Below are 11769 nucleotides of genomic sequence, written 5' to 3'. Positions count from 1 at the left end.
TAGGGCATCAAGGCCTTTGCCCAAGCCTCGTTTATTGAAATTCATGGAAAACCTTACGCTTCAACCTGGGGGGCTTGCAGTGCTAATTCATCACGGCGAATCATTTCACCGGCTAACGCTAAATACGCCTTAGCACCACTAGAATATTTGTCATAATACATTGCTGGGCGACCGTGACTTGGTGCTTCAGCAAGACGAACATTACGAGGAATAACAGTGCGATATACTTTATCACCAAAGTGTTTTTTAAGCTGTTGTGACACTTCATTTGAAAGTCGGTTACGGGGATCAAACATGGTTCGCAATAACCCTTCAATTTTCAGATCACTATTAACAACAGCGGTTAATTTACTGATGGTGTCCATCAATGCGGTTAAGCCTTCAAGGGCAAAATATTCACACTGCATCGGCACTAACACTGAGTCAGCCGCCGTCATCGCATTGATTGTTAATAAGTTTAGAGATGGCGGACAATCGATAAAAATATAATCGTAATTGTCGCGAACAGGTGCCAGTGCATTACGCAATCGCGTCTCACGAGCAAACACTTCCATCAATTTAATTTCAGCTGCGGTTACATCTCCATTAGCGGCTATCAAATGATAGCCACCAGTAGTTTCGTTAATAACAACCTGATTAAATGGGGTTTCTTCAACAAGAAGATCATAAGCGGTAGATTCGACTTGGTATTTGTCGACCCCACTAGCCATGGTAGCGTTACCTTGAGGATCGAGATCGATCACTAATACTTTACGCTGTGTCGCAGCCAATGAAGCAGCCAGATTGACACACGATGTTGTTTTACCAACACCACCTTTCTGATTTGCAACAGCTATGATTCTTCCCACAAAAAAACCTCAACAATTAATCTTTTGCCGTTAAAACAACTAAATGACGTTCACCATCAAGTTCAGGTACTTGCAAAGATTTAACTTCAACAACAGTACACCATTCAGGTAAATCGGAGACTTCATCCTGATGGTACTGGCCTTTAAGAGCGAAAAACTGACCGCCTGACTTAGGCAAATGGTGACACCAATTAACCATGTCTGACATTGAAGCAAAGGCACGACTTAATACCGCATCAAAACCTTCACCGGGATCAAACTCTTCAACTCGACTTTGAACTGCAGTCACATTGGTAATTTTTAGCTCATGGATCACTTGGCGAATAAATCGAATTCGTTTACCTAAGCTATCAAGCAGCGTAAATGATTTATGCGGGCACATAATTGCTAATGGAATTCCAGGTAAACCCGGCCCCGTACCCACATCAATGTAACGCTCACCATCTAAATATTGGCTAACAACAATGCTATCCATAATGTGTTTAACTAACATTTCATTAGGATCACGCACAGAAGTCAAATTATACGCTTTATTCCACTTATGCAGCAGTTGCACATAACCAATCAATTGATCGAGTTGTTGTTCTGTGACCTGCAGGTCAGTTTGAGCGATAAGTTGTATTAAACGTTGTTTCATTATCGAGCCCTTATTCGCCTTTTTTAAGCAAGCCGTGTTTTTTCAAATAAACCAATAGTAATGAAATAGCGGCTGGTGTAATACCTGAAATACGTGATGCCATGCCTACAGATTCAGGCTTCGCATCATTAAGCTTAATTACGACTTCGTTTGATAAACCTTTCACTAAGCTGTAATCAAGATCAAAAGGTAGTTTAGTGGTCTCATGGCGTAATGATTTTTCAACTTCATCACGTTGGCGATCAATATAACCTTGGTATTTAATCTGAATTTCAACTTGCTCACGCGCTTCAATGTCTTCGTGTGCTGGCGCGAACGTTTCAATTGTCGTTAATTGTTCGTAAGTAACTTCAGGGCGACGAAGAAGATCCTCACCATTCGCTTCACGAACGATCGGTGACTTAAGGATCTTATTTAAACTCTCAATATGATTCGAGTTTGGATTAACCCAAATCTCTTTCAAACGTTGACGCTCTTGTTCCATATTTTCTAATTTTTGATTGAAACGCGCCCAGCGCTCATCATCAACTAGACCTAATTCACGTCCCATTGGTGTTAGACGTAAATCAGCATTATCTTCACGTAACAACAAGCGATATTCCGCACGTGACGTAAACATACGGTACGGTTCTTTAGTACCAATCGTTGATAAATCATCGATCAATACGCCCATGTACGCTTGATCACGACGTGGACTCCAACCTTCTTTGTCTTGGGTTTGAAGGGCAGCGTTCATGCCTGCCATTAGGCCTTGAGCTGCCGCTTCTTCGTAACCGGTCGTACCGTTGATTTGTCCCGCAAAGAACAATCCATCAATGTATTTATTTTCAAAGGTTTGTTTAAGATCGCGCGGGTCAAAGAAATCATACTCAATCGCATAACCAGGACGCATAATGGTTGCGTTCTCAAATCCTTTCATTGAGCGCACAATTTGCATCTGAACATCAAACGGTAAGCTTGTAGAAATACCATTTGGATACAGTTCATTGGTGGTTAAGCCTTCAGGCTCAATGAAGATTTGGTGACTATTTTTATCCGCAAAACGCATCACTTTATCTTCAATTGAAGGGCAGTAGCGAGGGCCAATACCTTCAATCACACCAGCATACATTGGGCTACGATCAAGGTTATTACGAATAACCTCATGCGTACGCTCGTTGGTGTAAGTAATAAAACATGGAATTTGACGAGGATGATCCGATTGTTTCCCCATGAAAGAAAATGTTGGGGTTGGATTATCACCATGTTGGGTTTCAAGAATACTTAAATCAACAGTGCGTGCATCAATACGTGGTGGAGTACCTGTTTTTAAGCGATCAACCCGTAACGGTAATTCACGAAGACGATCCGCAAGTGCATTTGATGCAGGATCACCAGTACGACCGCCACTGTAGTTTTCTAGACCAATATGAATTTTACCGCCAAGGAATGTACCGACGGTTAATACCACAGCTTTTGCGTGGAATTTTAAATCCATTTCAGTCACTACACCGGTAGTGCGATGGTTTTCAACAATTAAATCTGTTACAGCTTGTTGGAAAATCATTAAATTAGGCTGATTTTCCAATACGTTACGTACTGCTGCTTTGTAAAGTGCACGGTCTGCTTGTGCACGTGTTGCCCGAACTGCAGGGCCTTTGGAAGAGTTGAGTGTACGGAATTGAATTCCGCCTTTATCGATAGCATGTGCCATCAAGCCACCAAGGGCGTCAACTTCTTTAACCAGGTGTCCTTTCCCGATCCCGCCGATAGCTGGGTTGCACGACATTTGGCCCAACGTATCGATATTATGGGTCAATAGTAAGGTTTTTTGTCCCATTCGGGCAGCTGCCAGTGCCGCTTCGGTACCGGCATGACCACCACCCACAACGATGACATCAAATTTTTCCTGGTAAAACATGAAACTTCCTCAGGTATTTAAATAGCCAGTGAGTTAACTAGAGCAAAGGGCGGACATTCTATCCTGTTTCTTGGCAAGAGAGAATCTTTCATCAAGATCATTTGATCGCCCATTTACGTCTCTTAAATATATATAAGATCTTTTTAAAGAGATCTTCTATTAGATCTACTATTAGGATCCACTGATCGTGTGGATAACCGCTAAATGATCCTTATGATCATGTATTTATAGACGATCATTTGTTGTGGAGTAGCTTGGATCTTCCAGAGGATAGGCTGGGATCAAAATAGCTACTTATACACAGGGGCAGAGGGGTCTATAAGTTATTAAATGGATAACTATGGGTTGATCACCGTTTAGATCTATAGTTATCCACAGATAAAAGCATTAAATAGGATTTCAAATTGAGTAACTATTGACCACTTTTTAATCATTTAATACATTTTGCCATTCTTCAAGCCATATTTCTGCGGCATCTTCAGGTACTGGTGTCATTGAAACATCAATATCAAGTCGTTCACCAAGCTGTGTTGCACCTAATGAGAGTAAGCGTGCTTGAATATTTTTACCTGCAGCACAGAAAGTATCGTAATTACTGTCTCCAAGCCCAATAACGGCAAATTTTAGCTGATCAAGAGTGGGATTCTGATCAGCAAGAGCATTTGCAAAGGCGATAAAGTTATCTGGATAATCACCGGCCCCATGGGTTGAACAAATAATAAGCCAAATGGTGTCTTGGTTTAATTGATCAAATTGAGGTTGGTTTGTGATATCGGTTTGATGACCTTGTGCGGTAAGTAAATCGGCTACATGATCGGCGACATATTCAGCACCACCAAGCGTGCTGCCAGTGATCAGCGTAATAGTTGACATAATTGTCCTCAAATTGGCGTTAGATGGGATCATCGATATGAAATGATGAATACCAGCTTGAGATTGTACTGAGATCAAACCCTATAAAGATAGCCTTTATGGCATAAGTGACCATTTTTATTCACTGACAGGGTATTTTTTTTATCCACCAGCATCAAGTGGGGATGAAACGGGGAAAAAATGTGGGTATTTATACAAAAAAATGAAGTTTTATAGCAATTAAGATGATCATTACGGCGATGGAAGATAAAAGGGATTTGGTCTTAATAAAAGATCTTACCCACATGATCCCCTTATTGTTTGCACAAGCTTATGATCTTTAATTATTGCGATCATCATACTGATCGCAATAATTAAATGATCTTGTTTTTTCGAGGTAAAATAACCAGTTTTTGGGTGGTTGGATGAGGGATAACGCTGACATGGTGGTGATAAAGTGCATTAATTTGGGCGGATGTTAATACGTTTTGAGGTGTATCAAAGGCAATTTGTTGGCCTTGTTCAAGCAATAATAAACGATCGCAAAATGTGATGGCCGTATTAAGGTTATGAATGGCAATTAGTGCGCTTTTGCCTTGTTGGCAATGGTGGCTCAAAATATTAAGTAAGAGCGACTCATGGCCAATATCAAGGCTGGCTGTGGGCTCATCAAGTAGCATAATGGCGGCATTTTGAATCAGTAACCGTGCAAAATGTACCCGTTGTTGTTCACCACCAGAGAGTTGGTTGATTGGGCGTTTTAATAATGGTTTTATCTCTAACTGATTAATAATGCTTGTTATTTTTTGTTCTGATATCGACGAGGATTGGTGATGGCCATAATGAATAATATCTTGAACCACAAAGCCAAATGCGGGTTCGGTGTGCTGAGGTAAATAACTTAAATATTGTGCCCGTTGTTGATGGTTGTAGCTGCTGAGAGGGCGTTCAAATAGAGAAATATTGCCACTTTTAGGTGCCACAAAACCGCTCAGGCATTTTAATAAGGTACTTTTCCCTGCGCCATTAGGGCCGATAATTCCGACTAACTCACCGGGATTAATCGCAAAATTGATATTCTGCAATAATGGTTGTGATCCTTGGTAATAATTTAATTGGGTTATTTTCAGTGATGGGATCATGATGGTAATCCTTTATATTGGCTGCGTATGAGTAGAGCAATAAAATAGATCCCGCCTATAACCGCGGTGATAATCCCCGTCTTTAATTCATTGGGAGCAATAACGGTACGGGCAATAAGATCACACGCTAATAAAAACATTGCGCCAAATAATGCTGAAAACGGTAATAAAATACGATTATTCGGTCCTATTAGTAACCGTGCTAAATGCGGCACTATTAAGCCAATAAAACCAATTGGGCCCGCTACAGCAATGGCCATTGCGGTGAGTAAGGTGGTCAGTAGTAATAATAATCGGCGGCTGTGGTTAACATTTATTCCCATGCCGTGGGCATTTTGCTCACCTAAAGCCAGTAAATTTAAGGTCTGACCGTGGCGTAATAGTAGCCATCCTGTAATGATAATAATGGGGGTTGGCCATAATAATTGTTGCCATGTACGCGCGTCTAATCCTCCCATGGTCCAAAAGACAAACTCACTCACTTCATATTGTTGAGCGGTTAACAATACGCCCATGGTTAATCCACCTAATAAACTCGACACGGCGAGCCCGGCTAAAATGATGAATAAACCATGTTGTTGAGTTTGACGAGCAATTAAATAAACGATTGTTGCCGTTATTAATGCGCCGATGGCTGTAACAAGGGGTAATAACGCAGGATTGACGACCGTTAAGCCACTGACAATCGCCACCACTGCTGCAAAGCTACTGCCTGCACTGATACCTAAGATATCGGGGCTAGCGAGGGGATTTCTAAACAAACCTTGGCTGCATGCTCCAGCTAACGCTAACGCACTTCCGGCTAATATAGCGGCACAAGCGCGGGGCAAACGGATCTGTAATATGATGGCTGAGGCGAGGGGATGTTGTTGCTGAGCTAAGGTTTCCCCTCCCTGAATATAACTGGCAAGCATGGCAATAATATCATGCATGGGAATGGCAACTGATCCGAGGCTCAAATAAAGCATGAGTAGCACCAGTAATGCGGTAACGGCTAATAGACCTTGAACGGGTTTAATGTATGGATGGGTGAACATGAGACTGATAAACCTTATGATTAAGGTAGATGATAGCATCGGCAATATATTGGCTATCGGTTGAACGCAATGAATGTGGCAAGCTAATAACGCGGCGCTCACGAATGGCGGTTAATGTTTGCAAGGCTGGATCGTGTAATAGCTGTTGTTTAAAGCCATTGTTATTTTCACCTGGAATAATAATTACATCAGGGTTTAGGGCTAATAGTTGTTCTTTCGCTATTGGAACTTGGCCAAATTTATCGCCATTGGTATTGGCAATCACGTTGTTAAGTTGGGCGTGACTAATAATGGTATTGATAGTGGAGTTATGATTGCTGGATGCGCCCCAGGGGGTGTATTCAATAGCAGTTAGCTTGTGCTGTGGAATAATAACCTGTTGTTTAAGTTTGGCGTTCATCTTGTCAACCACTGCCATCGCCGCTGCATTTTTATTGACGAGCTTGCCAACTAATAAAATGTTTTGTTCAATATTTTTGAGGCTATAAACGGTTTTAATGACAAAAACATTGATACCTGCTGCACGTAATTGGGCAATTTTAGGCCCATCACTCCAACTGGCCACCAGCACTAAATCTGGACGTTCGGCAATTATTCGTTCTACGTTTAGATCACGTAGCGGCAATGTCTCTGGAATTTTATCGGCCATAATTGAATAAGTCGGGTCCTTACTTAAACGACTTAAACTGGTGATGTTTTTTAAGGGCAATAGTGCCATTAATACTTGATCACTAAACATGCTTTTAGAGTCAACTTGTGTCGGCATCGTGGTTAATGTCAGTGGGTGCTGACTGGCATCGGTGACGGTGATTGGGTATGAGGTCTGTGCACTTAAACAGGCTGTGCTAGTGCATAGGCAGCCTATAAAAAATAAATTTTTAAGTCGTGAATACATAATTTTCCATATGCTACTAATAGTAAGCTTACCTCATCCTTGGTAAGCAAATTTTGCGGACATAGTTAGTGATTTTTTGAGCGCTGTCAATGGTCGTCTTCTGTTAGAATTACGCATATTTGGCAAGGAATAACACAGTTATGGTATTAAAATTTTCGGGTGATATTGATGAACTTGCTTATCCCTTTATTTTTGAAGATTCCCCGTTATGTGATTTTGAAATTCTCACCGATGAATTATGTACATATGTGGGATTAGCTATCTCACAACTGCAAGATGATGAAGTGCGACAATCTTTATCATGGTTACAACCACGTATTTTTAACCTCAATGGATCTATTCGAGGTAAGTGCGGTATTTTTGAAGTGGATATTATTAAGTTGAAAGCGGATTATCATTATTTTCGCGCCCAAGTAACCGATAACAATAAGCGCTTTGTATTACCGCGAGGGATAGGCGCGGTGGTGCAATTACATCAATGTCGGAGTTTATCGAAGAAGGTGGTGCGTCAATTAGTTAACGTTGATGCGGTGGGTAAAAAGGTGCCTGAAACATTACCTCGATTCAGTAATTTGTTGGTGAATTACTTTTTTGCATTAACGCGAGTGCTTAATCAGCAGGCTGGAATTGAAGAGCCTGAATATATCAGCATAAATTATCCTTCGCCCGAAGCTAAATAATAATAATAAAAAACGCCATATATCAATTATATATGGCGTTTTTTTTGTTACTGATGCATTAGGTTAGTATTTACTTACCAATACAGAAAGAAGTAAAGATACGTCCAAGTAAATCATCCGATGTAAACTCACCGGTGATCTCACTTAAGTGCTGTTGAGCTAACCGTAATTCTTCAGCCAGAATCTCACCTGCCATAAAGCCTTCTAGTTGCTCTTTACCGATCACTAAATGTTCAGCTGCACGTTCAAGGGCATCTAAGTGACGACGACGTGCCATAAAGCCGCCTTCCGTCGTGCCTGCAAATCCCATACATTGCTTTAGATGTTCGCGTAAGTCGTCCACACCATCGCCTGTGCGTGCTGAGAGGCGAATTAAGGTTGAGTCATTAACTTCTGTAATGCCCGTTACTTCACCGGTAAGTTCGGCTTTATTGCGAATTACAGTTAAGCCCATGTTGGCCGGTAAGCGTTCAATAAAATCAGGCCAGATATCTTTAGGATCGGTAGCATCGGTGGTGGTGCTATCAACCATGAATAACACCCGATCGGCATGTTCAATTTCCGCCCATGCGCGTTCAATACCAATCCGTTCTACTTCATCGGTTGCTTCACGTAAACCTGCGGTATCAATAATGTGTAATGGCATACCGTCAATGTGAATATGTTCACGTAATACATCACGGGTTGTACCTGCGATATCGGTCACAATCGCGCTGTCTTTTCCTGATAAGGCATTTAATAGGCTTGATTTACCAGCATTAGGGCGACCTGCAATCACTACCTTCATGCCTTCACGCATGATTGCACCTTGGTTGGCTTGTTTACGCACATCAGCCAAGCGATCCATTATGTTATTGAGATCACCACTGACTTTGCCGTCAGACAGAAAATCTATTTCTTCTTCAGGAAAATCAATCGCAGCTTCGACGAAAATACGTAAATGAATTAAGGCTTCGACCAATTCATTTACTTTGTTTGAGAACACACCTTGCAGTGATTTAAAGGCACTTTTCGCCGCTTCTTCTGAGCTGGCATCAATTAAATCAGCAATGGCTTCAGCTTGGGCTAAATCAAGCTTGTCGTTCATAAAGGCACGTTCTGAGAACTCACCTGGGCGTGCCGGACGAATGCCTTCAATGCTAAGAATGCGGCGGATCATCATGTCCATCAATACTGGGCCACCGTGGCCTTGCAGTTCTAATACATCTTCACCTGTGAACGAGTTAGGGCCTTTAAAAAATAGCGCGATCCCTTGATCAAGCGCGGTTCCATCTTCATTTTTAAATGGCAGATATTCAGCGTAACGGGTTTTTAACTCACGGCCAGCAACGGCAAGGGCTACTTCTTTCGCTTTAGGACCTGAAACGCGAATGATGCCGACGCCGCCACGGCCCGGTGGTGTTGCTTGTGCAACGATAGTATCGATATGTTGATTCATAACCTTGGCTTTGCTTTAAAATGACTTGATGATTGTAAACCACTGTGAGGGCTTACGCCTAATCTGCCCCATAAAAAAAGGCGACCCTAAGGTCGCCTTTCATTCACAGGGACAGCTTATTTAGCTTTGCTGTGTAAACCTTTTTTCTCCAACGCACGGAAAATAATGGTTTGTTGAATTAGGGTAACGATGTTTGATACTAGCCAGTAAAGCACTAGACCAGAAGGGAACCATAGGAAGAAGAAAGTAAACATAACCGGCATAAAGGTCATGATCTTCTGCTGCATTGGATCCGTTACTGTTGATGGGCTGTTCTTCTGAATAAGGAACATTGATACACCCATAAGAACAGGTAGGATGTAGTACGGGTCTTGTGCTGATAGATCCGTAATCCAACCGAAGAATGGCGCATGACGCAATTCAACTGATCCCATTAGTGCCCAGTACAGTGCGATGAAAATTGGCATCTGTAGCATGATAGGTAAACAACCACCAAGTGGGTTTACTTTCTCTTTTTTGTACAGTTCCATCATTTCTTGGCTTTGACGTTGACGGTCATCACCTAAACGCTCACGCATTGCCTGAATTTTTGGCTGTAGCATACGCATTTTCGCCATTGAGGTGTACTGTGCTTTTGTTAGTGGGTACATAGCACCACGAACAATTAGCGTTAGGATGATGATTGCAACACCCCAGTTACCTACAATACCGTGAATGAAAGAAAGCAATTTATGCAATGGACTAGCAATGAACCATAGCCAACCGTAATCAACCGTTAGGTTTAGGTTAGCGGCTGTTGCAGCCATTTCTTTTTGCAACTTAGGACCAAGCCATAGTGTTGCTTTAATTTCTTTTGTTTGACCAGGAGCAACAGTCTCTAACGGCATACGTACGCCGATGTAACCTACACCGTTGTTATCGCTGCTGTAGACTTGAGAAGTCTGATCGGCGCCATCACGAGGGATCCATGCTGATACGAAGTAGTTCTCCATAATCGCAACCCAGCCGTCATTTGCTGACTGGTTAAGGTTCTTCTCTTTGATGTCATCAAAACTGTATTTTGTGTACTTAGTATCATTAGCTGAGTATGCCGCACCATTGTAGGTGTGCATTGCCATGCCTTGAATGCCGCCGCTAGATTTGCTTTCTAGGCGGTGACGAAGCTGTGCGTACATTTGTACTGTTGCTGGCTTGTCAGTTTTGTTGTCGACAGTGTAGTCAACATTAACCGCATAATCGTTACGCTTGAAAACGAATGTTTTGATGTAACTAATGCCATCACGAGTGAATGTCATTGGTACACGTAGTTCGTTTTGGTCTGGTGCCATGACGAAGCTTTTTGCCGTCACCACGTATTGTGCACGACCATGTGTTTGTGAGTCAGAACCATTAGTGCCGATTAAGCCTGATTGCGCAATGTAATCGCGGCCGTCAGTATCACTTAACAGAACAAATGGGTCTTTAGAATCTAGGGTGTTGTCGTATTTTAGTAGTTTTGCATTGATAACATCACCACCAAGCGTGTCGACTGTTAATTCCAGTACATCCGTTTTAATGGTAATTAAGTTAGTTGAAGTTTTCTGGTCAGCCAGTGGTTGATTATCACTTGAATGTGATGGAATACCACTATTGTTATTGACTTGTTGCTCTACACCCGGCTTCGTTGGTTGCGGGTTTTTGTCGCCATGCCATTGTTGAAATAGCAAGAATGAGACAAACAGTAGGGCAATTAACAGAATATTACGTTGGGAACCCATGGTTAATGTTCTCTGTCGTTATGCTTGGTTGGCGGAACGGGGTCGTAACCACCGTCATTTAAAGGGTGACATTTTAATAGACGTTTCGCCGCTAACCAACAACCTTTTCGCGCTCCATGCGTTTTTACAGCTTCGATCGCATATTGAGAACATGTAGGGGTGAACCGACAGCGTGGTCCAAGGAGAGGACTGATTGCCAGTTGGTAAAAGCGGACTAGTCTTACGACTAGCCACGCGACGGGCGAGACAGGCGATGCCATAACTTATCTAACAACGTAAATAGTTCTTCGTTACTCAACCCATTGGCTGATTTCTTGGCAATGACTACGAAGTCGCAAGCTGGAAGCTGATGTTGTTTTAAACGGAAACTTTCGCGAACAACGCGTTTGAAGCGGTTTCTGTCGACAGCAGTTTTAATCTGTTTTTTTGGAACAGCCAGACCGAGACGGGGGTGGTCGAGTTCGTTAGAACGGGCAAGAATAGTCAAGTGGGGAGAGCCAGCACGATGAGCTTGCTGGAAGACAGTTTTATAATGTTCGGGAGTTAACAAACGTAACTCCCGAGAAAAAGCGAACTTATTCAA

12 protein-coding genes are annotated in these 11769 nt (G+C 42.2%); 1 reads left to right on the top strand and 11 read right to left on the bottom strand.

The features are described 5' to 3' along the window. Positions 1-53: 53 nt before the first annotated feature. The 7 genes from Q0V26_RS13695 to Q0V26_RS13665 form a co-directional block, all read right to left on the bottom strand. Positions 54-848, bottom strand: a complete 795-nt coding sequence (locus Q0V26_RS13695) for a ParA family protein (RefSeq protein WP_297482567.1) — start codon at positions 846-848, stop codon at positions 54-56. A gap of 16 nt (positions 849-864) precedes the next feature. Next, positions 865-1485, bottom strand: coding sequence for a 16S rRNA (guanine(527)-N(7))-methyltransferase RsmG (gene rsmG, locus Q0V26_RS13690; protein WP_080159054.1), 621 nt, complete (start codon positions 1483-1485; stop codon positions 865-867). Between the two features lie 10 nt (positions 1486-1495). Beyond that, on the bottom strand, positions 1496-3385 hold the full coding sequence (mnmG, locus tag Q0V26_RS13685; RefSeq protein ID WP_297482565.1) for a tRNA uridine-5-carboxymethylaminomethyl(34) synthesis enzyme MnmG: 1890 nt from the start codon (positions 3383-3385) through the stop codon (positions 1496-1498). A gap of 426 nt (positions 3386-3811) precedes the next feature. Beyond that, positions 3812-4258, bottom strand: a complete 447-nt coding sequence (gene mioC / locus Q0V26_RS13680) for an FMN-binding protein MioC (protein ID WP_080159052.1) — start codon at positions 4256-4258, stop codon at positions 3812-3814. A gap of 353 nt (positions 4259-4611) precedes the next feature. Next, on the bottom strand, positions 4612-5379 hold the full coding sequence (locus Q0V26_RS13675) for an ATP-binding cassette domain-containing protein (protein WP_107277105.1): 768 nt from the start codon (positions 5377-5379) through the stop codon (positions 4612-4614). After that, positions 5376-6416, bottom strand: coding sequence for an iron ABC transporter permease (locus Q0V26_RS13670; protein ID WP_297482558.1), 1041 nt, complete (start codon positions 6414-6416; stop codon positions 5376-5378). The genes Q0V26_RS13675 and Q0V26_RS13670 overlap by 4 nt, the downstream gene beginning before the upstream one ends. Then, positions 6394-7311, bottom strand: a complete 918-nt coding sequence (locus tag Q0V26_RS13665) for an ABC transporter substrate-binding protein (protein ID WP_297482556.1) — start codon at positions 7309-7311, stop codon at positions 6394-6396. Before Q0V26_RS13665 ends, Q0V26_RS13670 begins: the two co-directional genes overlap by 23 nt. A 140-nt stretch (positions 7312-7451) precedes the next feature. Here Q0V26_RS13665 and Q0V26_RS13660 point away from each other — a divergent pair, with 140 nt between their 5' ends. Then, a complete protein-coding gene (locus Q0V26_RS13660; RefSeq protein ID WP_297482553.1) occupies positions 7452-7991 on the top strand; it encodes a cobalamin adenosyltransferase in 540 nt (179 codons plus the stop codon). A gap of 70 nt (positions 7992-8061) precedes the next feature. On the opposite strand, the gene mnmE is transcribed toward Q0V26_RS13660, so the two are convergent. The 4 genes from mnmE to rnpA all read right to left on the bottom strand — a co-directional run bounded on the left by mnmE (position 8062) and on the right by rnpA (position 11769). Beyond that, positions 8062-9429 (bottom strand): tRNA uridine-5-carboxymethylaminomethyl(34) synthesis GTPase MnmE, encoded by a 1368-nt coding sequence (mnmE, locus tag Q0V26_RS13655; RefSeq protein ID WP_297482551.1) that lies wholly within the window; start codon positions 9427-9429, stop codon positions 8062-8064. Between the two features lie 116 nt (positions 9430-9545). Next, entirely contained in the window at positions 9546-11186 is a 1641-nt protein-coding gene (yidC, locus tag Q0V26_RS13650; protein WP_297482548.1) for a membrane protein insertase YidC, read from the bottom strand. A 2-nt stretch (positions 11187-11188) separates the two neighbouring features. Then, positions 11189-11446, bottom strand: a complete 258-nt coding sequence (gene yidD, locus Q0V26_RS13645) for a membrane protein insertion efficiency factor YidD (protein ID WP_080159046.1) — start codon at positions 11444-11446, stop codon at positions 11189-11191. Then, positions 11413-11769, bottom strand: coding sequence for a ribonuclease P protein component (gene rnpA / locus Q0V26_RS13640; protein WP_080159045.1), 357 nt, complete (start codon positions 11767-11769; stop codon positions 11413-11415). The genes yidD and rnpA overlap by 34 nt, the downstream gene beginning before the upstream one ends.

The organism is uncultured Photobacterium sp., from assembly GCF_947039875.1.
GTDB lineage: Bacteria > Pseudomonadota > Gammaproteobacteria > Enterobacterales > Vibrionaceae > Photobacterium.
The sequence above is the reverse complement of the archived record's forward strand: the minus strand, read 5'-3'. Positions and strand labels throughout refer to the sequence as shown.